This window comes from Streptomyces griseus subsp. griseus, from assembly GCF_000720255.1.
Classification (GTDB): domain Bacteria; phylum Actinomycetota; class Actinomycetes; order Streptomycetales; family Streptomycetaceae; genus Streptomyces; species Streptomyces griseus_I.
This window is the reverse complement of the sequence record NZ_JOJE01000031.1, coordinates 90,877-111,000: the sequence shown is the minus strand read 5'-3', so window position 1 is coordinate 111,000 and position 20,124 is coordinate 90,877. Positions and strand designations below refer to the sequence as shown.

The window sequence follows — 20,124 nt, the reverse complement described above, 5'->3', positions numbered from 1 at the left end:
GGTCAGGCCGGGTACGCGTGCGTCTGGGCGGCCTTCACCGTCGCCCACACCTCCGCCCCCGGATGAAGGTCGAGCTCGGCCGCGGCCACCGTCGTCAGGTCGGCGGCGAGGGGAAGGGCGCCGGTGAGGTCGGCGCGGATCTGGTCGCCGTGGGTCTCCAGGCCGGCGACCACGCACTGCCAGAGGTTGCGGGCGCTGGACGCGGTGGGGCGGTCGCGGTGCAAGGTGACCGCGCTCGGCGGGAAGGCGACGAAGACCGGCCCGGTGAGGTCCTCCGTGATCGTGATCACCGGCCCCGCGTCGACCCGGACGGCATGCCCCTCGGCCTGCCCCCGGTAGAGGTTCAGGCCGACGAGGTGGGCGATGTAGTCCGTACGCGGGTGGCGGGCGATGTCGGACGGGGTGCCCTCCTGGACGACCCGGCCGTGCTCGACGACGACAAGCCGGTCCGCGAGGACCATGGCGTCCAGCGGGTCGTGCGTGACGAGTACGGCGACGGCCTCGAACTCCGCGAGGTGACGGCAGAGTTGGGCGCGGACCTCCAGGCGGGTCCGCGCGTCGAGGGCGGCGAGGGGCTCGTCGAGGAGGAGCAGCCGGGGTCGGGTGGCCAGCGCGCGGGCGAGGGCGACGCGCTGGGCCTGCCCGCCGGAGAGGCGGCCGGGCTTGGCGCCGGTGTGGTCGGCGAGACCCATGCGGTCCAGCCAGGCGGCCGCCTGGGCGCGGGCCTCAGCCTTGGTCGCGCCGTGGCACCGGGGGCCGAAGGCCACGTTGTCCAGGGCGCTGAGGTGGGGGAAGAGCAGGTAGTCCTGGAAGACGACGCCGACCGGGCGCGACTCGGGCGGCGTACGGTCCAGCGAGGCGCCGTCGAGGCGCAGATGGCCGCCGGTGAGCGGGGCGAGGCCGGCCAGCGCGCGCAGGGCGGTGGTCTTGCCGGCACCGTTCGGGCCGAGCAGGGCGACGACGTCACCGGGCGCGGCCGTCAGGGCGACGTCCAGGCGGAAGGGCCCGCGCTCGACGACGAGGTGGGCATCCAGCCCTGTCCCGGCCGTGACGGCCTTCTCGGGGTCCAGCGCTGTCCCGGCCGTGACGGCCTTCTCGGGGTCCAGCGCTGTCCCAGCCGTGACGGCCTTCTCGGGGTGCAGCGCTGTCCCGGCCGTGACGGCCTTCTCGGGGTGCAGCGCTGTCCCGGCCGTGACGGCCTGGTGCGGGCCCGGCCCTGCCCCGGCCGGCGGGGCGTCCGGCTCCTCCACGGCCTGCGCGGCATCTTCCGTACCACCGTGCGCGATCTTCTCGGTGTGCGTCGTCCTGGTGTCGGTCTTCTCGTTGTCAGTCATGAGGCGGTCATCCAGCGGTCGCGCAGTCCGGCCAGGACAGCGATGGACACGGCGAGCAGGACCAGGCTGAGCGCGATCGCCGCCTCAGGGTCGCTCTGGAGGGCGAGGTACACGGCGAGCGGCATCGTCTGCGTGCGGCCGGGGAAGTTGCCCGCGAAGGTGATCGTCGCCCCGAACTCGCCCAGCGCCCGCGCCCAGGCCAGCACCGCGCCCGCCGCGACGCCCGGCGCGATCAGCGGCAGGGTGACCCGGCGGAACGCGGTGAAGCGGGAGGCTCCCAGCGTCGTGGCCGCCTCCTCGTAGCGCGGGTCGGCGGCCCGCAGGGTGCCCTCCACGCTGATGACGAGGAACGGCATCGCCACGAACGCCTCCGCGACCACCACCCCGGCGGTGGTGAACGGCAGCGTGACCCCGAACCACGAGTCCAGCCAGCGCCCCACGACCCCGTTGCGGCCGAGCGCCATCAGCAGGGCCACACCGCCCACCACCGGAGGCAGCACCAGCGGCAGCGTCACCACGGCCCGCAGGAGGCCCCGCCCGGGAAACTCGACACGGGCGAGCAGCCAGGCCAGGGGCACGCCCAGGACCAGGCTCACGGCCGTGGCAGCCGTGGCGCAGACCAGGGAGAGCTGGAGCGCCTGCCACACCTGCGGGCTGGTCAGCTGATCGGGGAGGTTGCTCCAGGGGGTGCGGACGAGCAGGGCGATCAGCGGCAGCACCAGGAACGCCAGGCCCGCCAGCGCCGGCACGAGCAGCGGGAGCGGTACGCCCCGGGGGCGTTTCCGGACGCGTCGGCGCCGTGGCCCGCCCGTCAGGGTGTCGGCCACGGCACCGGACGTGTCGCGCGGGGAGGTCACGGCTTGAGGAACCCGGCCTCGGTCAGGACCTTCTGGCCCTCGGCGGACCGCACCAGTGCGATGAACGCCTTGGCGGTCCCGGTGTTCCGCGAGCTCTTGAGCAGAGCGATCGGGTAGTCGTTGATGGCGTCGGCCGACTCGGGGAAGTCCACGCCTTGCACCTTGTCACCCGCCGCGTGCACGTCGGTCTTGTACACGACGGCGGCGTCGGCCTCCTTCAGCACCACCTTGTTCAGGGCCGCCTTCACGTCCTCCTCGTAGGAGACCGGGGTGAGCTTGAGCTTGCTCGCCTCCAGGGCCTTCTGAGCGGCGGCGCCGCACGGCACCGTCTTGTCGCACAGCACGACCTTCGGACCCGACTTGGTGAGGTCCTTCAGGGAGGCGACCTTGCCGGGGTTGCCCGGCAGGGTCGCGATCTCCAGCTGGTTGCGGACGAAGGTGACGGGCGCGGTGGCGTTGTCCTTCTTGTCCGTCACGATCGCCATCGTCTTCGGGCTGGCGGAGGCGAAGACGTCGGCCGGTGCACCGCTGGTGATGCCGGCGGCGAGGCTGTCGCTCCCGCCGAAGTTGAAGACGACCTTCGTGCCGGGGTGGGCCTGCTCGAACTCCTTGCCCAGGGTCGTGAAGCTCTCCTTCAGGGAGGCGGCGGCGAAGACGGTGACCGTGCCGGACAGCTTCGGGGAGGAGGACCCCGACGCGGCGGAGTCGGAGCCCGACGAGGAGTCGTCGGAGTCGGAGGAGGAGCAGGCGCTCAGAGCCAGCAGCGCGACGGCTCCGGCGCCGGCCACCTGGAGGGACCGGCGGCTCCGGCGCGCGGTACGGGTCATCACGGGGCACTCCTTCTCACGAACGTCCAACGGCCCGGGGTGGCCGCTGAGCGGTGCATACGCCGATACGCCGATCATACTGCCGCACATGCGAGGGAAAAGGGCCCTGTCTCATCGCAAGAGCGCGCCTCTTGAGTAAATAGGATTGGTATATGCGCTTGCTTGGGCCGCCTCGCAGTCGCCGAACTGCTCGCCTGGCCCCGGCACCCGACGCGGGTCAGCGTCGAGTGCGCCACCCGCGGCATCCAGCACCACACCTTCACCGGGCCGCTCCTCCACGACGTCCTGTCGTCCGCCGGTCCGCACTTCGACCCCGTGCGCCGCGAGGACCGCCTGCGCTTCCTGATCGCCGTACACGGCGCGGATGGCCACCACGCCCTGCTGTCCTGGGCGGAGATCGACCCCGACTTCGGCCGTGCCCCCGTCCTCCTCGCGACCACCGTCGACGACACCCCGCTCGACCGCGCCGGCCCGTAACTCGTCCCGCCCAGGACCGCTGTGGCGCCCGGCACATCAGCGGTGTCCAGGTGCTACGGGTGGACGGCGGCCATCCGGCGGCGAGCAGAGCCACGCTGAGCCGGACAGGGGGTGCGGGGCGGCGATCAGCGTGGTGGGCGCAGTCCCGCGATGAGGAGTTCGACCAGTCGGCGTGGGTCGTAGTCGGGGTCGCCGTCCGCGCCGACGCAGAGGTTGCCGACGCCGCGCATGAGTTCGTAGGCCCGAAGGCCGGAGCGGATCTCGCCGGCGGCGGCCGCGGCGTCGAGCAGTTGGGCGCAGACCGGGACGAGGCGGTCGAGGAAGTAGGTGTGCAGCGCCTCGAAGCCGGTGCTGTCGGACCGCAGTACGGCGGCGAGTCCGTGTTTGGTGACCAGGAAGTCGACGAACAGGTTGATCCACTGCTCCAGTGCGGCGTGCGGACTCGCGCCGGCCTCCAGCAGGGCGGGACCGGCCTCGGCGCAGGCGTCGACCTGGTGCCGGTAGACGGCGACGATGAGATCCGCTCGCGTCGGGAAGTGGCGGTAGATCGTCCCCACCTCGACACCTGCCTTGGTCGCGATGTCGCGTACGGGCGCTTCCACGCTCGGCACCCATGAGTTCATGGCCCTGTGCGAACTGCTCGGCGCCGAGCCCTACATCAGCGGCAACGTCGGCAGCGGCACCGTCCAGGAGATGAGCGAGTGGGTCGAGTACCTCACCCGCGACGGCGACAGCCCGATGGTGCGGCTGCGCAAGGCCAACGGGCGGGACGAGCCCTGGCGGGTGAAGTACTGGGGCATCGGCAACGAGACCTGGGGCTGTGGCGGCAACATGCGCGCCGAGTACTCCGCCGATCTGGCCCGCCAGTACGCCACGTACTGCCGCGACCACGGCGACAACAAGCTCTACCGCATCGCCTCGGGCGCGTCCGACGCGGACTACAAGTGGACCGAGACGCTGATGCAGCAGAGCTACGGCCGGTTGGCCACCGCCATCATCGCCGCCGCCGAGGGACACGGTCTGCGGGTGAGCATCGAGCAGACCGGCGCCTCACGCGAGAACGAACTCGACGTGCTGTCCATGTCCCGCAACCGGCTCTACGACGGGCTGATCCTCAGCACCGTGGGCATGGGCGCGGCCGACGTCGAACGGCTCAAGGTGGACTACCCCGTGGTCATCCTCGGCGAGCGGATCTTCGGCGGTCCCGTGGACCATGTCGCCATGCCCAACGTCGAGGCGTCCCGGGCGGCCACCCGTCACCTGATCGAGCGCGGCTGCCGGCGCATCGCGATGGTGTGCGGGCCGTTGGGAGACGAGGTCGACGTCTCCAGCCTCCGCTTCACGGGCTACCGGCAGGCACTGCTGGACGCGGGCCTGCCTGTGGACCCGGCTCTCGTACAGAGCATGGACGCCTTCACGATGCGCGCGGGTGCGCGACGGGCCCGGGAGATGGTGGAGAGCGGCCTCGACATCGACGGCGTCTTCTGCGCCACCGACACCATGGCCATGGGTGTGCTGCGGGGTCTCGCCGACGCCGGGGTGGCGGTGCCGGGCCAGGTCAAGGTGATCGGCTTCGACAACGTCGAGGAGAGCGAGTTCCTCGTCCCCTCGCTGTCCACCATCGACCCGGACCACGACGCGATGGCCCAGCGAGCGGTCGACCTCCTGGCCGACCGCATGGAACGGGACGAACGAGGCAGGGACCAGGAGGAGTTCGTCAGCTCCTACACCGTAGTGGTACGGGAGTCGACCGGCGGCTGAACGGGGCAGCCGTGCCGCGGGCCGTCATCACCGCGCGGAACGTTTTCCGCGCACAAAGGTGCGTCAGGAGGTCGTTGACCGGCGATCCGCGGCAGAGCCAGGGTGGAGGAGCCACATCGGGTTCCGAGAACGGGTCCCGAGATCGGGTCCACAGACCCGTTTCCGGGCACCGAACCGCGTGCAGGAGGCCGTGATGCTCCAGACACCCACCCGTGGTCACACCGAGGGCCAGGAAGACCGCGAGGACGAACGCGGGGACGAGCTGTTCTTCCAGCTCTGCCGCTGGTGCGGCACCCCGGCCTTCCGCCGTTCGTTCTGCCGGGCCTGCGGATCCGCCGCCTTCCGGCGAGAGCGCAGCGCGGGCGCCGGGGCGGTCGTGCGCCGCAACGGGCACGCCCAGCAGAACACCTGGTTCGTCGCGATGGACGAGGGCTTCACCCTGATCTGCCAGGTCTCCGGCACGGCACCCTTCGTGGTGGCGGTCGGATCGAGAGTGCGGGTCGTACGGGGCGTCGGCCCCCTCGGTCAGGGCGTCCCCGTCGTCGAACTCACCCGCCCGGCATCGCCCGCGGAGCGCTGGTGATGACCGGCGGACTGCCGGGGCGCGGCGCGCTGGAGGGGCTGCGGATCGCCGACTTCTCCCGGGTTCTCGCGGGGCCCTACGCCACGATGCTCCTCGCCGACCTCGGCGCCGACGTGGTGAAGGTGGAGCGGCCGGGCGTAGGGGACGACACCAGGGCCTGGCACCCGCCGGCCGACCATGACGGCACGTCGACGTACTTCCTGAGCGTCAACCGGAACAAGCGGTCCGTCGTCCTGGACCTCACGACCGGGACCGGCCTCGCACAGGCCCGTGCCCTGATCGCCGAGTCCGACGTCCTGGTGGAGAACTTCCGCCCCGGGACGATGGAGCGGCTGGGTCTGGGCCACCGCCGACTCCAGGCACTGCACCCGGGGTTGATCTACTGTTCGATCAGCGGTTTCGGCAGCGGAGAGGGCGCGGCGATCCCCGGATACGACCTGCTCGTGCAGGCCGTCGGCGGTCTGATGAGCGTCACGGGGGACGCGGCCGGGGAACCGACGAAGGCGGGCGTGGCCCTGGTCGACGTGATCACCGGCCTGCACGCCTCCCTCGGCATCCTCGCCGCCCTCCGGCACCGGGACGCCACGGGAGAGGGGCAGCTCGTCGAGGTGAACCTGCTCGCCTCGCTGCTGTCGGCCATGGTCAACCAGGCGTCGGCGTTCGCCGTGGCCGGTGTGGTACCGGGCCGGATGGGCAACGCCCACCCGAGCATCGCCCCGTACGAGACCTTCCCGGCGGCCGATCGTCCCATCGCGATCGCGGTGGGCAACGACCGGCAGTTCGCGGCGCTCGCCGACGCCGTGGGCGACCCCGGTCTCGCCCTCGACGACCGCTTCCGCACCAACGCCGACCGGGTCGCCCATCGCGCCGAACTGCGCGACCTGCTGACCCGCCGACTGGCGGCCGCCGGCGCCGACCAATGGTCGGCCGTCCTGCTGGCCGCCGGGGTGCCCGCCGGACCGGTCAACTCCCTGGACGAGGCCTTCGGATTCGCCCGGAAACTCGGCCTGCCCGGCATCGTCGACATCCCCACCGAACCGCTCTCGCCCCCGGCGTCCGCCGGCGAAGCCCAGCCCGAGCCCTCCCGCCAGGTCGCGAACCCCATCGCGCTGAGCGGTACCCCCGCGCGGTACCGACTGCCGCCGCCGCGCCTGGGGCAGCACACCGCCGAGATCCTCAACGACCTTCCTACGACCGTACCGACACCCGTAACCACCAGGAGCCCCCGATGAGCCGCAAGCCGATCAAGGACCCCCTCGACCTTCTCGACCTCTCCTCCACCCTCAGTGACGAGGAACGCGAGATCCAGGCGACCGTCGCCAAGTTCCTCGCCGACCGGGTCCGCCCGCACATCGGGGAGTGGTTCGAGAACGCCCACTTCGCCCGCGAACTCGCCCCTGAACTGGGAAAGTTGGGCGTACTCGGCATGCACCTCGAAGGCTACGGCTGTGCGGGCACCAACGCCGTCAGCTACGGCCTCGCCTGTATGGAACTGGAGGCGGCGGACTCCGGTTTCCGCAGCTTCGTCTCCGTGCAGGGCTCACTGTCGATGTTCTCCATCTGGAAGTGGGGCTCGGAGGAGCAGAAGCAGCAGTGGCTGCCCCGGCTCGCCGCCGGTGAGGCGATCGGCTGCTTCGGCCTGACCGAGCCCGACTTCGGCAGCAACCCGGCGGGGATGCGTACCAGGGCCGTCCGTGACAGCGGGGGAGACTGGGTCCTCAACGGGTCCAAGATGTGGATCACCAACGGCGGCATCGCCGATGTCGCCACGGTGTGGGCGCAGACCGAGGACGGCGTCCGCGGCTTCCTCGTGCCGCGCGGCACACCCGGCTTCACCACTCAGGACATCAAGCAGAAGATGTCCCTGCGCGCGTCCATCACCTCGGAACTGTCCTTCGACAACGTACGGCTTCCCGACTCGGCGCGGCTCCCGCTCGCCGAGGGTCTGCGCGGGCCCCTCTCCTGCCTGAACGAAGCCCGCTTCGGCATCCTGTTCGGCGCGGTCGGCGCGGGACGCGACTCGCTCCAGGCGGCCATCGAGTACGCCGACTCCCGGGTGCAGTTCGACAAGCCGATCAGCGCCTTCCAGCTCACCCAGAAGAAGCTCGCCGACATGAGCGTGTCCCTGGGCAGCGCCGCCCTCCTCGCCGTCCACCTCGGCCGGCTCAAGGACCAGCGCCGCATCAGGCCCGAGCAGATCAGCGTCGGCAAGCTCAACAACGTCCGCGAAGCGCTCGCCATCGCCCGCGAGTGCCGCACCGTCCTCGGCGCCAACGGCATCTCCCTGGAGTACTCGCCGCTGCGCCACGCCAACAACCTGGAGTCCGTCCTGACCTACGAGGGCACCAGCGAGATGCACACCCTGGTGATCGGCCAGGCGCTCACCGGCCAGGCGGCCTTCCGCTGACCACCGCGGCGCCCTTCCCGGCGCCACGGCAGAAGGCCGGCACCGTGCGCGTACACGGTGCCGGCCTTCTGCCGAGTGGGCACAGCGACAGGGGGCGGAGGAAGAAGCGGACCCCGGCGCGCCGCGGGCGGTGAGCCTCACTGACGGTCGGCGGTGACCTTGGCCGCGGCGGCCTGCCGCAGCCGGCGGATCACGGCGCGCACCGCGGGCGAGGTCTCGCGCCGGCGGTAGGCGCCCACGAGTCTGGTGGTCAGCGCCACGTCCGCGAGGGGACGGTAGGCCACGCCCGGGATCTGTACACGCCGCAGCGAGTCCGGCACCAGGGCCACCGCGAGACCACCGCCCACCAGGGTCAGGGCCGCGATGAAGTCCCGCACCGGCGGAGCGCACCGCGGGCTGAACCCCCCTCGCTGCGCCACCTCGAGGATCTGGTCACGGCAGCCGTACTCCTCGTCGAAGTGCGGGGCCACGAACGACTCGTCGCGCAGCCGCGCCGCCGGCACCGCCTCGTACGCGGCCAGCGGCGCGCCGGCCGGCAGGGCCAGGACGACGTCCTCGGTGAGCAGGCAGGTGGCCGTGACCTCGGGCGGGTACTCCGGCCGCCAGCGCAGAAAGCCGACGTCGATGTCCCCGCAGGCCAGTGCCTCCAGCTGGGCGGGGGTCTCCAACTCGCGTACTTGGAGCGTGAGTTCGGTGCCGGATCCCCCGCAGCGGGTGAGGACGTCGGTCAGCACTCCGGAGAACGCGGCGGAGGCGACGTATGCGATCTGGGCGTGCCCCAGCTCCCCGCGCCCGGCCCGCCGTCCCACCGCCTCGGCCCGGGCGGCCTGGGCGAGGGTCAGCCGTGCCTCTTCGAGAAACAGCCGCCCGGCGCTGGTCAGCGCCGGGCGCGTTCGCCGTCCCCGGTCGATCAGCCGCACGCCCAGGTGCGACTCCAGCGCTCTGACCTGGGCGCTCAGTGCCGACGGGGCCAGGTGCAGACGATCGGCGGCTCGCGCGAAGTGCAGTTCCTCCGCGACGGTGACGAACGATTCCAGCCAGCGCAGTTCCACCGGATCCTCCGTGGTGCGGGGCCCGTGCCGGGGAGGGCACGGGACGGGAAACACCCCGCGGCGGTGTCAGGGCAGAACAGGACGCCGCGGGGTGCGTTCGGGGGAGTTCAGGGAATCACGACGTAGTTGCTGAAGCCGCCGTCGCGGTCCGTGATACGTCCAGAAATCGCCTCGTTGACCTTTTCCAGCGGGAAGGACTTCGTGATCAGGTAGGACAGGACCAGGGCTCCGGTGGCCACCATGTCGGCGATCTCCTGGCCCTGCGCGGTGGAGAACCAGTTGGAGCCGATCAGCTGGACCTGCTCGTCCATCAGCCACTTCACGTCCACGGGCAACGGGTCGCCCACACCACCGACGTTGCTCACCCTGCCGCCGCGGCGGACGCCCTGCATGGAGTCCAGCATGGTCTCCACCGGGGCCTTCGCCCCCAGGGCGCTGATGACGAAGTCCACCCCCTCGCCGCCGGTGCGGGACTTCGCCCACGCGCCGGAGGAGCCCTCGCCCAGCCGCATGACCTCGATGCGGTCCGGGGCCAGTTCCTTGACCCGCTTGAGGAGTTCCTCGTTGCGGCCGGTCCCGAGGACCCTGGAGACACCCGAGGCCAGCGCGAGCAGGGTGGCGGCCACACCGAGAGTGCCGGTGATCCCGTCGATCAGCGCGACCTGGCCGGGGCCGGCCCCGGCGTGCTTGAGGGCGCCGTAGGAGGTGCCGATGTAGCCGAGTTTTCCGGCCTGCTCGAACGTCATGGCTGGAGCTGATGAAACCCGGCGGTCTGTGGTCAATGTCAGCCGGGGCGGCCTCGTCGACACCGACGCGGTGGTCAAGGCACCGGACCGCGGGCACCTGGACGCCGCCGCCTTCGACGTACTGGAGAGCGAACCGCACGTCCCCGCCGCGCTCCTGGACCAGCCGGGCGCCCTGCTCACCCCGCACGTCGCCTTCTCCTCCGACGCCTCGGTGACGGAACTGCGCCGCCGCGCCGCGGAGGAGGTCGTACGGATCCTGGCCGGCGAGGCGCCGGCCCACCCCTGCAACAGCCCCAGCGGCCCGACCGCCGGGCCGGGTGCCCGATGATGGGCCCGAGCTCCGCGCCTACGATGCCGGACCCCGCGCTCTCCGACTTCCTGTTCGCCCACGAGCTCACCCGCCCCGGCGAGCGCGCGCTGGACGCCCCTGGCCGGTGGTGTCTCGTCCGACCTGTGGCGGGTGGACCTGCCGGGCCGCTCCCTGTGCGTCAAGCGGGCCCTGGCCCGGCTGCGGGTCGCGGCCGAGTGGCAGGCGCCCCTCTCGCGCAACGCCTACGAATGGGCGTGGATGCGCTTCGCCTCCCGGCACCGCCCCGACAGCGTGCCGGAACCGCTGGCCCACGACGTCGAAGCCGGGATCTTCGCGATGGCGTACCTGCCCCCCGAGCGGTACCCGATGTGGAAGGCGCAGCTGCTGGACGGCGACGTCCGGGTGGCGACCGCGGCCGCCGTCGGAGAGCTGCTGGGCACCCTGCACGCGCGGAGCGCGGGGGACAGCGCCCTCGCGGCGGAGTTCGCCACTGACGACAACTTCCACGCGCTGCGCATCGAGCCGTATCTGCTGGCCACCGCCGCCGCGCACTCCACCCTGAGCGACGTCCTTCAGGGCCTCGCCGACCGCACCGCCACCACGCACCTGGCCCTGGTCCACGGTGACGTCAGCCCGAAGAACATCCTCGTGGGACCGTCCGGCCCGGTGCTGCTGGACGCCGAGTGCGCCTGGTACGGAGACCCCGCCTTCGACCTGGCCTTCTGCCTCAACCACTTGCTCCTCAAGAGCCTGGTGGTACGCGGTCGCCGCGCCGAACTCCTGTCATCCGCGCGCGTACTGGCCGAGGAGTACATCCGGTACGTCGACTGGGAGCCCCGGCCGGCCGTCGAGGCACGTGCCGCGTCACTCCTGCCCGCGCTGCTGCTCGCCCGTGTGGACGGCAAGTCCCCGGTGGAGTACCTCACGGACGAAGCACAGCGGCTGTTCGTGCGTGAGGTGGCAGCGGCCCTGCTCCGGACGCCGGCCCACGCGACGGCGGACCTGTTCGACGCCTGGACGACCGCGCTCGGGGCCCAAACGGAGTCCGACGGGTGTCTGCCCGACTGAGGCGACCGACGCTGTCGCCCCCGCTCGCCCCACCGCACTCAACCGCAGGCGACCCGACCCGCCCCGCCCCGATCCAGCCCAGGAGGCACCCATGCGCAGAATCGTCACCGGCCATGACGAGAACGGCAGATCCGTCGTCGTCAGCGACGGTCCCGTACCGCGCAGCCGGGAGTTCACCACTCTGCCGGGCTTCGTGTCCCGCCTGCTGTGGGCCACCGAACCCGGTGAACCCCTCGGCCGGACCGGCGCGGACCCCACGCCGAAGGTCACCAGCCTGCTCCCCGCGCCCGGCGGCAACCGGTTCATCGTCCTGACCCTGCCGCCGGACACCGCGATGGCCGACCCGGCGTTCGACCCCGTCGCCCACGGCCGGGAGCAGCAGGCCGACTCGCCCGGTCTCGCGGACCTGATGGAGGCCGACGGCATGCATACGACGCCGACCGTGGACTACGGCATCGTGCTGCGGGGCGAGATCGTCCTCGAACTCGACGACGGCCACCACACCCACCTGTCGGCGGGGGACGTCGTGATCCAGAACGGCACCCGCCACGGCTGGCGCAACCACAGCGACCAGCCGGTCACGATGGCCTTCGTCCTCATCGGCGCCGAACGCGACCGCTGACGGGCGGCAGCCGGACGAAGCCGCAGGCAAGGGCAACGCGGCGCGCCGGGGGGCCGGGGTGCGGGGGAGACGGCGGACTGCCGGAGCCGAAGCCGGGGATATCGACCTCCGACATGCGCCGTCACCGGTCCGGGCACAGACTGGCCGGGTGAGCCGTACGCACACAGGTGACCGGAGCAGGTTAGGCGCCGGACGAGCGGCGTCCCAGCCGCTGGCGCTCGCGGCCATGATGTTCGCGGTGGCGATGACGTTCATCGACCAGACGATCGTGTCGATCGCGGCGCCCGACATCGTCTCCGAACTGGGCCTGTCCACCTCGGGCATGCAATGGGTGGTCAACGCCTACCTGCTGTCCCTGGCCGCGTTCTTCGCCGTCGGCGGGCGCCTCGCCGACCTGTGGGGACCCCGCCGCGTCGTCGTGGCGGGCACGCTGATCTTCGTGATCTCCTCGGTGCTGTGTGGCTGCGTACCCACCGAGGGCTACGCACTGACCTGGCTCATCGTCTTCCGGGCCACCCAGGGACTCGGGGCCGCGCTGCTCTTCCCCGCCGCGCTCGCGGTCGTCGTGGCCGTGTTCCCGGTCGAGCGGCGGGGGCGCGCACTGGCCCTGTTCTTCGGCGTCACCGGAGCCCTCACCGCCCTGGGGCCGCTGCTCGGCGGCTGGTTGACCAGCTGGACCTGGCGGGCGATCTTCTGGGTCAACATCCCCGTCGCCGTCGTGGCGCTGATCCTCACCGCGCTCGCCCGCGTCTCCGACCGGCGGCGCGACGAGCCCCTGGACGTCACGGGCGCGCTGCTGATCGCGGTCGGCATGGGCGCGAGCGTCCTCGGCTTCCAGCAGGCGTCGGTCTGGGGCTGGGACAGCGCGGCGACCTGGGCCTGCATCGTCGGCGGCCTCGCGGTGCTGTACGTCTTCTGCCGCTACGAACTGCGCACCAGCCACCCGTTGATCAACCTGTCGGTCTTCCGCGACCGCGCCTTCACGGTGGACGCGCTGGTGCTCTTCTTCGCCATGCTGGCGTTCGTCCCCGTGTTCTTCTTCGCCTCGGTCTACGCCCAGGTCTCGCTCAGCGCCTCGCCCAACCAGGCAGGGCTGTACTTGCTGTACTTCTTCGCCGGGTTCGCCATCGCCTCCCAGTGGGGCGGCCGCATCCTCGACAAGCAGGGCGCCCGCCCGGCACTGAAGATCGGGTGCGTGCTCGGCGCCGTCGGGTTCGCGCTGTGGGCCGGCAAACTGACCGACCTGTCCATGCACGACCAGTGGCCCTACGCCGCCCTCGCCGGAGCGGGCATCGGTTTCATCCTCGCCCCGGCCTCGACGGACGCCGTCAACCGCTCGATCGACGCCTCCTACGGCGAGGTCACCGGCATCACCCAGACCGTCCGCAACTACGCGGCCAGCGTCGGCCTGGCCGTCTTCGGCACGATCCTGACGCACGCCATGACCGACCGTGTCGCGGAAACGCTCCAGGCGCGCGGGGTCCCGTCCGGCACCGCGCACTCGGTGGCCGGGAACGTGGCGCAGGAGATCACCGGCCAGGCGGATGCCCGTACCCCCACCGGCGGCGGACCCGTGGCGACGGCCATGCGCGACGCGATGTCCTCGATCCGCATGGACTTCGCGGAGGCCAACCAGTGGGTGTTCTACGGCATGGCGATCGCCCTCGGCATCGGCTTCCTCTGCGCCCTGCGCCACCCCGCGGGCCGGGAGCCGGGTGCTGCCGAGGCGTTGGACGCCACGCTCAGCCCGACGGAAGCGAACAAGAAGGCAGGGCGGAGCGACGGTCTCCGATGACCGAATGAGCGGGGAGCCGACTGGGCGATCGGTGCTTGTGCTGCTCGCGGGCGTGAACTCGCCGCTGATCTTCCCGAGGTCCCTCGGTGCGCTGGAGGCGCGGCGCCGCAGCGTGGTCGACGGTCCGCCCATCGTCTTCCGGCGGCCCGGCTGCACGTAGTGCGTGCGACCGCGCCTCCGGTCGGGACGTAGCGCCCCCCGTTGCATGGGGTCAACATCTGGCGTGACCCGGCAGGAGCAGCAGAGGTCAGGGCGGCCCACGACGGCAAGGAGCCGGCTGAGCCTGACGTCGTGCGGCAGTTCACCCCACGAAGGGAGCCGGCTCCAGACGGACGCAGCAGTGGCCGGGGCCGGGGGCCAGGCGCGCCTGGAGGCCGCCTTCGCCGAGCCCGTCGAGGACACCGCCGAGCAGGTGGAGGTTCATGTCGCACACCGTCTGGGTGTGCTCCCGGGCGAGGGCGTGGAAGGGGCAGTTGCCCAGCAAGATGGCGTCGCCCTCATGGCGCGGCTCGAATCCGTACCGCTCCAGCAGGTCGAACGCGTCTGCCTGGCCCTCGGCGCCGAGCCGTGTGCCCAGCTCCTTGGCCTTTCGGCGCAGGCATGTCCGCACCGGTTCACCGGTGGCTTCCGATTCTTCCAAGGCCTGGGCGAGGAGCCGCCCGGCCAGTTCGTAGTGCCGCTCGGGCAGGCTGACGGTGACCTGCTGGGCGGAGCGCTTGTAGAGCTTTGCGGGCCGGCCGGCTCCCGGTCCGGTGCGTCCGCTGCGCCGCTCGTAGACGACATCGAGCAGTGATTCGTCGGCCAGGCGGTCGAGGTGGAAGGCCGCGGTCTGCCGGGCCAGGCCCAGTGCCTCCGCGGCTTCGTCACGGCTCACCGGGCCCGGCTGCCGCACGACGTGCTCGTACAGCCTCCTGCGGGTCGGCTCGTCCAGGGCGGCTACGGCGGAGACGCCGGTGCGGGGTGCTGGTTCGGAGTGATCCACGAACACCAGTGTAAAACCCGTAGCCATTGACTAAAGAAGATGCCCACGCTTCTATGAATAGTGAGAGTTGTCTATAGAAGGAAAGGGCGTGCGTCATGACGTCCGCAACGACAAGCACCACCCCCGCCACCCCGCGGCGGGCCGTTCTTCGTAACGACCCCGGCTACCAGGCGTTCGTCATCCTGCGCACCGGATTCACGGTCGCGCCGATCCTGTTCGGGCTGGACAAGTTCGCCAACCTGCTCGTGGACTGGCCCGCCTACCTCGCGCCGTGGATCAACGACGTGGTGCCGGGCAGCGCCCAGGCAGCCATGTACGGGGTGGGTGTGATCGAGATCGTGGCAGGAGTCGTAGTCGGCCTGGCCCCTCGCTTCGGAGGATGGCTGGTCGCCGCCTGGCTCGGCGGCATCATCGTCAACCTGCTGAGCATTCCCGGCCACTACGACATCGCCCTGCGCGACTTCGGACTCTTGCTCGGCGCGATCGCCCTGGCCCGGCTCGCCCAGCGCTACCACGGCAAGCCGCAGTCGCACTGACGGAAGCCGCAGGGCACGGTTGGCGTGGAGGCGGGTGAGCGCCAGAGGCTCATCCGCCTCCCACCGCTCCGACGACCCGGAGGAAGTGTGGCCGACAACCGGCCAGCAACGACAGGCAGAACTCCGCGCTGGCGCGTTTTGAGTAGCGACGGCAGCCAAGCCGAGATAGCGTTGTGATCAGCAGTCGTGGTTCCGAAGTTCGTTCGCCCGTGATCGCCATCACGGGCGTTCTTGCTGTTCAGCACCTCTCCGGACCAGGGCGATCACCTCCCGGGCGCGCAGGGTGCGAGCTCGGTTTCCCTCGAAGGAGACGGTTATGGCCAAGGGCACAGTCAAGTGGTTCAACAGCGAGAAGGGCTTCGGCTTCATCGAGCAGCAGGGCGGCGGCCCCGACGTGTTCGCGCACTACTCCAACATCACCGGCCAGGGGTACCGCGAGCTGCAGGAGGGGCAGACGGTCGAGTTCGACGTCACCCAGGGCCAGAAGGGTCCGCAGGCGGAGAACATTCGCCCGGCCTGACCGCACTCACTCCGACGACACCCGGCGTTCCCCTGCGGAACGCCGGGTGTCGGCGCACAGGGCTGAACCCGGGATCCCTCACCCGCCCTCTGCCCCGGTCCGACGAGCCAGGCAGAAAAGCACCCGGGCGTACACGAGGGTCGCCGCCGTGATGATCGTCGGGATGACCGCGAGCGCGAGTATGCCCACCAAGGCCCGGCCGTCTTCGGCCCGTGCGAAGGTGCCCTGGTCGTCGTCCAGTAGGAACCGGTAGCCGAACCACACCCACATCGCCAGTGACATCAGCATCCAGCCGATCGACCACTTCTCGATCCGGTGCCCGTCCTGGCGGAACTGCTGCTCTGCGTCTGCCATCGTCTCTCCCCCGCGTCACTGGTGATCAAAAGATCAGTTCATCACAGCGGGAAAGGCCGGACGCGCGGAGGCGCCGTAAAGCCGCGAGGTGAGGGGAACGGAAATCGCCATGACCGTCACGAAGAACTCCGCGTGCCCGGTGCGCAACCGCCCGGCCGTCAACTCCTCGTACGACCGGGGGCTCCGCTGACCGCGGGCGCGGCGGCGGAGCCCGGTCGGGCCGGGTTCGGTCGGGCGTTGGCTGCCGTAAGGCCCAGTGCACGCCAACTCGCTTGGCAGGACATGGAGTTCTACGGGTTCCTCCACTTCGGCATGAACACCATGACGGACCGGGAGTGGGGCGAGGGGCACGAGGACCCGGCCGCCTTCGCCCCGGACGGACTCGACGCCGACCAGTGGGTCGTGGCGCTCAAGAGTGCCGGGATGACCGGCGTGATCCTCACCTGCAAGCACCACGACGGCTTCTGCCTGTGGCCGAGCGACGTCACCTCCCACTCGGTCGCCTCGTCGCCCTGGCGGGGTGGCGACGGTGACGTGGTCGCGGAGGTCGCCGACGCGGCCCGGCGCCACGGACTGCGGTTCGGCGTCTATCTCTCGCCCTGGGACCGCACCGAGGCCTCCTACGGCTCCGGGACCGGGTACGACGACTTCTACGTCGCCCAGCTCACCGAGTTGCTGACCCGCTACGGACCGGTGTTCTCGGTGTGGCTGGACGGCGCGAACGGCGAGGGCCCGGGCGGCGGTGTCCAGCAGTACGACTGGGAGCGGTACTACGCGGTGATCCGGGAACTCCAGCCGGACGCGGTCATCAGCGTCTGCGGGCCCGACGTCCGCTGGTGCGGCAACGAGGCCGGGCACACCCGCCCCGACGAGTGGAGTGTCGTACCGCGCGCCCTTCAGGACGCCGAACGGACGGCGGACCGCTCACAGAAGACGGACGACACGACGTTCGTCCGGCTCGTGCGCAGCGACGACCGCGACTTCGGCAGCCGCGCCGCGCTGGCCGGGCACGAGGACGACCTGGTCTGGTACCCGGCCGAGGTCAACACCTCCATCCGCCCCGGCTGGTTCCACCATCCGGCCGAGGACACCCGAGTCCGCTCCGTGGACGAGCTGTTCACCGTCTATCTGCGTACCGTAGGCGGCAACGCCTGTTTTCTGCTCAACGTCCCGCCGGCCCGGGACGGGCGCATCCGGGACACCGACGTGGCGGTGCTGGAGGGACTCGGGCGGCGCATCGCGGATTTCCGGTCGCGGCGCGTCGAGGCGACCGCGACGGTCTCCTCCGGGAACGTCGGTGACATCGCGACCGCCTGGCCCGGCGCCGCGGGCCGTACGCCGTGGCGGCCCGACGAAGCGGATCCCCTGCCCGGGGTGACCCTCGTGTTCGCGCGGCTCCACCGGGTCGAGGCGGTCGTCCTCGGCGAGGACATCACCCAGGGACAGCGCGTCGAGCACGTCGTCGTACGGGGCCACCGGGACGGCCGGTGGACGACGCTCGCCGAGGCGAACGCGGTGGGCCACCAGCGTGTCCTGATGTTCCCGCCGACGGAGGTCGACGCCGTGCTGATCGAGGTGGCGCAGGCGCGCGACACCCCCGTCCTGGCGCGCGCGGCCGCGATCGCAGCGGCCTCATGAAGAGCGCCCCGCCCCGGTGGGGGCACCTCACGCGGGCCGAGCACATCGTGACTCCCCGCCTCAGGGTGGCGCTCACCGGCAGGGCCGCGACGGAGCAGTACGGCAACGGTCGGTGACCCAGCGCCGTGGGCCGGGTCGGGCGGCGGCCTTCAGCGCGGCTTCCTTGCCCTTGCCGGTGGCGTCCTCGCGGGCCCTGACCTGGGAGGTCTCGGCGAGCGGGACCAGCTCGGCCATGGCGGGGTTGGAGTGGACCGGCCGGCGACGAACTCAAGGGCTTCGCGGAGTATCGGCCGAACCGCGGAATGCCACGACGATCGAGGGCTGGGCCCGCCACCACTCCGGACCACTCCGGCCGATGAACGCGCTGTGCCGCCGCCGGAACGGCCGATCGGGGTCGGTCGCTCCAGCGGCGGCTCGGCTCAGGCTCTGCCCAGCAGCCTCCAGATCTGGTTCTTCTTCGTGCTGAGAGCGCTCGCCGGGTCGCAGGTCCACTGGTGGATCAGGGCCCGGGGCTGAGTGGAGACGTCGGAGACGTCGACGCACTTGCCGCTGTGAACCGCGACCAACTGGTAGTCGTGGCTGTTGCCGAGCGCGGTGACGGGGTTGAGCGTGAACATCTGGTTGGTCTGGCCGTTGCAGGTGTACTGCTGGACGGCCGCGTCGTCGGCCGTGGAGGCACCGGCCACGTCGAGGCACTTGCCGCTGAGCTCGTTGACGACCGTGTAGGTGTTGGTCCGGCCGGCGACCGGCTTGAGGTCGAGCATCTGCTGGTAGCCGCCCTCGCAGTAATACTGCTGGTACTGCGTGCCGTTGGCGGTGCTGAGGTTGGTGTCGTCCAGGCACTGGCCGCTGTTCTGGCTCACGGCGACGGTGGAGGCGGTGGTGTTGGACGGCGGGAGCAGGGTGACGGTGTAGCCGTCCTTGGCGTTCGACCAGGGCAGGGTCAGTGAGGCGGAGTTGCCGCTGACGTTGAGGGTGGTGTCGGAGATGGTCTCCGGCCCGGCCACCGCGCCGCCGTTGTTCCAGGGGACGCGCTGTACGACGGCCCGGACCTGGCTGTTCTCCACCACCGACGTCGTGTTCAGGCCGGTGAGGTTGACGGTGACCGTGCCGGTGTTGCCGCTGCTGCCCAGCAGGACCTTCGCGTTTCTGGCCGTGTTGTCCTTGGTGGCCAGGCCGTCGGTGCCGGTGCCCGGCACGAGGTTGACGATGTTGCCCGACTGCGAGCCGTAGTAGCGGTACATGAACCACTCGCCGAGCGGCAGGTACTGCCCGGCGCTGTTCTTGGTGAGCAGGTTGGCCTCGTAGTCGTGCAGGTTGGTGCCCGAGGCCCAGTTGCCGCGTAGGCCGTCGGCGCCGGCCCGCTCCAGGCGGCCGATGAACCAGGCGCCGCCGCCCGGGGACTGCATGGACAGGGTGGCGTACTCGTTGATCTGGTACGGCCGGGTGTTGGTCAGGCCCGCCGCGGCCAGCGTCGAGTTGGCGCGGCCGACGTCGGTGACCGGGTCACCGGGCTCGTCGTGCCAACTGTAGATGTCGGGGGCGACGTTGTTGGCCTTGATGTAGTTGAGGTAGGTGGTCCACCAGGTGTTGGACGAGTTCGGCTGGCCCGCGATGCTGGGTCCGACGATGAGCTGGTTCGGGAACGCGGCCCGGACACGGGCGTAGAACCGCGACCACATCTGGAGGTACTGGCTCTGCGAGGCGCCCCAGAAGTTCCTGCCGTCGGGTTCGTTCCACAGGTCCCACTGGACGGTCATGTTGTTGGCGCGGACGTCGTTGATGAGCTGGGTGACGAAGTTGTCGAACTGTGTCCAGTCGCCGTTGTCACCGGGCCAGCCCTGGCTGGTGGTGCCGTCGGCGCCCCACAGGTCGTGCGGGAGCAGGACGAACGTGCCGCCGAGCGCGGCGGTCCGCTTGTACTGGGCCAGCGTGGAGTTCCAGCGGGTCTGGTAGGCGGCGAGGCTGGTGGCGTAGCCGCCGTTGTTGAGCTGGGCACCGCCGGCCCGCATGAAGTGCCACTTGATGTCCTTGAAGAAGTGGTCCTGTGGCAGTGAACCGCCCGGGGTCATCCCGTAGATCGTGCCCGAGGCGTGGTGGGTCGGGGCTCCGCCGGCGGTGGCGAAGTCCACGGTGACGGCGGTGTCGGCGGCGTGCGCGGTGGTGGCGGGCAGCAGACCGGCCGCCAGGGCCGTGAGGAGGGCGGCCGTGGACAGCAGGCGTGGTGAACGGTGGCGCATGGTGCGACTCCGAGA

The 20,124-nt window shown here is 71.1% G+C and carries 21 protein-coding genes and 2 pseudogenes; 13 read left to right on the top strand and 10 right to left on the bottom strand.

Annotation, left to right across the window (positions count from 1 at the left end):
- Positions 1-2: 2 nt before the first annotated feature.
- From IG99_RS32120 to modA, 3 genes are read right to left on the bottom strand one after another with little or no spacing between them, the layout of a single operon-like run.
- Positions 3-1,334: an ABC transporter ATP-binding protein gene (locus IG99_RS32120; protein ID WP_234312034.1), complete on the bottom strand. Its 1,332-nt coding sequence runs from the start codon at positions 1,332-1,334 to the stop codon at positions 3-5.
- Positions 1,331-2,191, bottom strand: coding sequence for a molybdate ABC transporter permease subunit (gene modB / locus IG99_RS32115; protein WP_037680179.1), 861 nt, complete (start codon positions 2,189-2,191; stop codon positions 1,331-1,333). The genes IG99_RS32120 and modB overlap by 4 nt, the downstream gene beginning before the upstream one ends.
- Complete coding sequence (modA, locus tag IG99_RS32110; RefSeq protein ID WP_037680178.1) at positions 2,188-3,018, bottom strand: molybdate ABC transporter substrate-binding protein; 831 nt, start codon at positions 3,016-3,018, stop codon at positions 2,188-2,190. The genes modB and modA overlap by 4 nt, the downstream gene beginning before the upstream one ends.
- A gap of 144 nt (positions 3,019-3,162) precedes the next feature.
- Here modA and IG99_RS32105 point away from each other — a divergent pair.
- Positions 3,163-3,569 (top strand): annotated as a pseudogene (locus tag IG99_RS32105) (hypothetical protein); the annotation flags it as partial.
- 51 nt (positions 3,570-3,620) lie between these two features.
- On the opposite strand, the gene IG99_RS32100 reads toward IG99_RS32105, so the two are convergent.
- Complete coding sequence (locus tag IG99_RS32100; protein ID WP_078948032.1) at positions 3,621-4,118, bottom strand: TetR/AcrR family transcriptional regulator; 498 nt, start codon at positions 4,116-4,118, stop codon at positions 3,621-3,623.
- On the opposite strand from IG99_RS32100, the gene IG99_RS32095 reads away from it, so the two are divergent.
- The 4 genes from IG99_RS32095 to IG99_RS32080 all read left to right on the top strand — a co-directional run bounded on the left by IG99_RS32095 (position 4,075) and on the right by IG99_RS32080 (position 8,246).
- A complete protein-coding gene (locus tag IG99_RS32095; RefSeq protein WP_234312033.1) occupies positions 4,075-5,256 on the top strand; it encodes a substrate-binding domain-containing protein in 1,182 nt (393 codons plus the stop codon). The genes IG99_RS32100 and IG99_RS32095 overlap by 44 nt on opposite strands.
- Before the next feature lie 193 nt (positions 5,257-5,449).
- Complete coding sequence (locus IG99_RS32090) at positions 5,450-5,839, top strand: PhlB family protein (RefSeq protein ID WP_051866151.1); 390 nt, start codon at positions 5,450-5,452, stop codon at positions 5,837-5,839.
- Positions 5,839-7,071: a CaiB/BaiF CoA transferase family protein gene (locus IG99_RS32085; protein WP_051866149.1), complete on the top strand. Its 1,233-nt coding sequence runs from the start codon at positions 5,839-5,841 to the stop codon at positions 7,069-7,071. Before IG99_RS32090 ends, IG99_RS32085 begins: the two co-directional genes overlap by 1 nt.
- Complete coding sequence (locus tag IG99_RS32080; RefSeq protein WP_037680176.1) at positions 7,068-8,246, top strand: acyl-CoA dehydrogenase family protein; 1,179 nt, start codon at positions 7,068-7,070, stop codon at positions 8,244-8,246. The genes IG99_RS32085 and IG99_RS32080 overlap by 4 nt, the downstream gene beginning before the upstream one ends.
- 137 nt (positions 8,247-8,383) lie before the next feature.
- On the opposite strand, the gene IG99_RS32075 is transcribed toward IG99_RS32080, so the two are convergent.
- Together IG99_RS32075 and IG99_RS32070 are read right to left on the bottom strand one after the other, a co-directional pair.
- The gene (locus IG99_RS32075) at positions 8,384-9,298 is read right to left on the bottom strand and encodes a LysR substrate-binding domain-containing protein (RefSeq protein ID WP_037680174.1); all 915 of its coding nucleotides are present in this window, start codon (positions 9,296-9,298) and stop codon (positions 8,384-8,386) included.
- A gap of 107 nt (positions 9,299-9,405) precedes the next feature.
- Positions 9,406-10,044 (bottom strand): zinc-binding dehydrogenase, encoded by a 639-nt coding sequence (locus IG99_RS32070; RefSeq protein ID WP_037680171.1) that lies wholly within the window; start codon positions 10,042-10,044, stop codon positions 9,406-9,408.
- Positions 10,045-10,072: 28 nt separating this feature from the next.
- Here IG99_RS32070 and IG99_RS32065 point away from each other — a divergent pair, with 28 nt between their 5' ends.
- From IG99_RS32065 to IG99_RS46310, 5 genes and pseudogenes are all read left to right on the top strand, one after another.
- A complete protein-coding gene (locus tag IG99_RS32065; protein ID WP_037680167.1) occupies positions 10,073-10,372 on the top strand; it encodes an NAD(P)-dependent oxidoreductase in 300 nt (99 codons plus the stop codon).
- 132 nt (positions 10,373-10,504) lie between these two features.
- Positions 10,505-11,422 carry a phosphotransferase family protein gene (locus IG99_RS32060; RefSeq protein WP_234312032.1) on the top strand — a complete coding sequence of 306 codons (918 nt, stop codon included), beginning with the start codon at positions 10,505-10,507 and terminating at the stop codon, positions 11,420-11,422.
- Positions 11,423-11,513: 91 nt separating this feature from the next.
- Positions 11,514-12,044: a cupin domain-containing protein gene (locus tag IG99_RS32055; protein WP_037680165.1), complete on the top strand. Its 531-nt coding sequence runs from the start codon at positions 11,514-11,516 to the stop codon at positions 12,042-12,044.
- Between the two features lie 226 nt (positions 12,045-12,270).
- Positions 12,271-13,839, top strand: coding sequence for an MFS transporter (locus tag IG99_RS32050; protein ID WP_078948026.1), 1,569 nt, complete (start codon positions 12,271-12,273; stop codon positions 13,837-13,839).
- 4 nt (positions 13,840-13,843) lie between these two features.
- Positions 13,844-14,169: pseudogene (locus IG99_RS46310) on the top strand (hypothetical protein); the annotation flags it as partial.
- On the opposite strand, the gene IG99_RS32040 reads toward IG99_RS46310, so the two are convergent.
- Positions 14,141-14,848, bottom strand: coding sequence for a helix-turn-helix transcriptional regulator (locus IG99_RS32040; protein WP_051866147.1), 708 nt, complete (start codon positions 14,846-14,848; stop codon positions 14,141-14,143). The pseudogene IG99_RS46310 and the gene IG99_RS32040 sit on opposite strands and share 29 nt — an antisense overlap.
- A 68-nt stretch (positions 14,849-14,916) precedes the next feature.
- Between IG99_RS32040 and IG99_RS32035 the strand changes: the two genes are divergently transcribed.
- On the top strand, positions 14,917-15,357 hold the full coding sequence (locus IG99_RS32035) for a hypothetical protein (RefSeq protein ID WP_037680162.1): 441 nt from the start codon (positions 14,917-14,919) through the stop codon (positions 15,355-15,357).
- A 316-nt stretch (positions 15,358-15,673) separates the two neighbouring features.
- A complete protein-coding gene (locus tag IG99_RS32030) occupies positions 15,674-15,877 on the top strand; it encodes a cold-shock protein (RefSeq protein ID WP_037680159.1) in 204 nt (67 codons plus the stop codon).
- A gap of 78 nt (positions 15,878-15,955) precedes the next feature.
- On the opposite strand, the gene IG99_RS32025 is transcribed toward IG99_RS32030, so the two are convergent.
- Positions 15,956-16,231, bottom strand: a complete 276-nt coding sequence (locus IG99_RS32025; RefSeq protein ID WP_037680157.1) for a hypothetical protein — start codon at positions 16,229-16,231, stop codon at positions 15,956-15,958.
- A 282-nt stretch (positions 16,232-16,513) separates the two neighbouring features.
- Here IG99_RS32025 and IG99_RS32020 point away from each other — a divergent pair, with 282 nt between their 5' ends.
- Entirely contained in the window at positions 16,514-17,869 is a 1,356-nt protein-coding gene (locus IG99_RS32020; RefSeq protein WP_078948025.1) for an alpha-L-fucosidase, read from the top strand.
- Positions 17,870-17,941: 72 nt separating this feature from the next.
- Here the strand turns inward: IG99_RS32020 and IG99_RS49115 are convergent, their stop codons facing one another.
- Both IG99_RS49115 and IG99_RS32015 read right to left on the bottom strand, forming a co-directional pair.
- Positions 17,942-18,103: a hypothetical protein gene (locus IG99_RS49115; RefSeq protein WP_158973280.1), complete on the bottom strand. Its 162-nt coding sequence runs from the start codon at positions 18,101-18,103 to the stop codon at positions 17,942-17,944.
- A 185-nt stretch (positions 18,104-18,288) separates the two neighbouring features.
- Positions 18,289-20,109 (bottom strand): RICIN domain-containing protein, encoded by a 1,821-nt coding sequence (locus IG99_RS32015; protein WP_037680153.1) that lies wholly within the window; start codon positions 20,107-20,109, stop codon positions 18,289-18,291.
- Positions 20,110-20,124: the final 15 nt, after the last annotated feature.

Excerpts from the sequence above, each read along its gene's own strand:
- IG99_RS32080 (WP_037680176.1), top strand. The coding sequence starts at position 7,068 with ATGAGCCGCAAGCCGATCAAGGACCCCCTCGACCTTCTCGACCTCTCC.
- IG99_RS49115 (WP_158973280.1), bottom strand. The coding sequence starts at position 18,103 with ATGGCCGAGCTGGTCCCGCTCGCCGAGACCTCCCAGGTCAGGGCCCGC.
- IG99_RS32025 (WP_037680157.1), bottom strand. The coding sequence starts at position 16,231 with ATGGCAGACGCAGAGCAGCAGTTCCGCCAGGACGGGCACCGGATCGAG.
- IG99_RS32050 (WP_078948026.1), top strand. The coding sequence starts at position 12,271 with ATGATGTTCGCGGTGGCGATGACGTTCATCGACCAGACGATCGTGTCG.
- IG99_RS32095 (WP_234312033.1), top strand. The coding sequence starts at position 4,075 with ATGTCGCGTACGGGCGCTTCCACGCTCGGCACCCATGAGTTCATGGCC.
- IG99_RS32070 (WP_037680171.1), bottom strand. The coding sequence starts at position 10,044 with ATGACGTTCGAGCAGGCCGGAAAACTCGGCTACATCGGCACCTCCTAC.
- IG99_RS32055 (WP_037680165.1), top strand. The coding sequence starts at position 11,514 with ATGCGCAGAATCGTCACCGGCCATGACGAGAACGGCAGATCCGTCGTC.
- IG99_RS32090 (WP_051866151.1), top strand. The coding sequence starts at position 5,450 with ATGCTCCAGACACCCACCCGTGGTCACACCGAGGGCCAGGAAGACCGC.
- IG99_RS32120 (WP_234312034.1), bottom strand. The coding sequence starts at position 1,334 with ATGACTGACAACGAGAAGACCGACACCAGGACGACGCACACCGAGAAG.
- IG99_RS32030 (WP_037680159.1), top strand. The coding sequence starts at position 15,674 with ATGGCCAAGGGCACAGTCAAGTGGTTCAACAGCGAGAAGGGCTTCGGC.
- IG99_RS32100 (WP_078948032.1), bottom strand. The coding sequence starts at position 4,118 with ATGAACTCATGGGTGCCGAGCGTGGAAGCGCCCGTACGCGACATCGCG.
- IG99_RS32015 (WP_037680153.1), bottom strand. The coding sequence starts at position 20,109 with ATGCGCCACCGTTCACCACGCCTGCTGTCCACGGCCGCCCTCCTCACG.
- modA (WP_037680178.1), bottom strand. The coding sequence starts at position 3,018 with ATGACCCGTACCGCGCGCCGGAGCCGCCGGTCCCTCCAGGTGGCCGGC.
- IG99_RS32040 (WP_051866147.1), bottom strand. The coding sequence starts at position 14,848 with ATGGCTACGGGTTTTACACTGGTGTTCGTGGATCACTCCGAACCAGCA.
- IG99_RS32085 (WP_051866149.1), top strand. The coding sequence starts at position 5,839 with ATGACCGGCGGACTGCCGGGGCGCGGCGCGCTGGAGGGGCTGCGGATC.
- IG99_RS32020 (WP_078948025.1), top strand. The coding sequence starts at position 16,514 with ATGGAGTTCTACGGGTTCCTCCACTTCGGCATGAACACCATGACGGAC.
- IG99_RS32035 (WP_037680162.1), top strand. The coding sequence starts at position 14,917 with ATGACGTCCGCAACGACAAGCACCACCCCCGCCACCCCGCGGCGGGCC.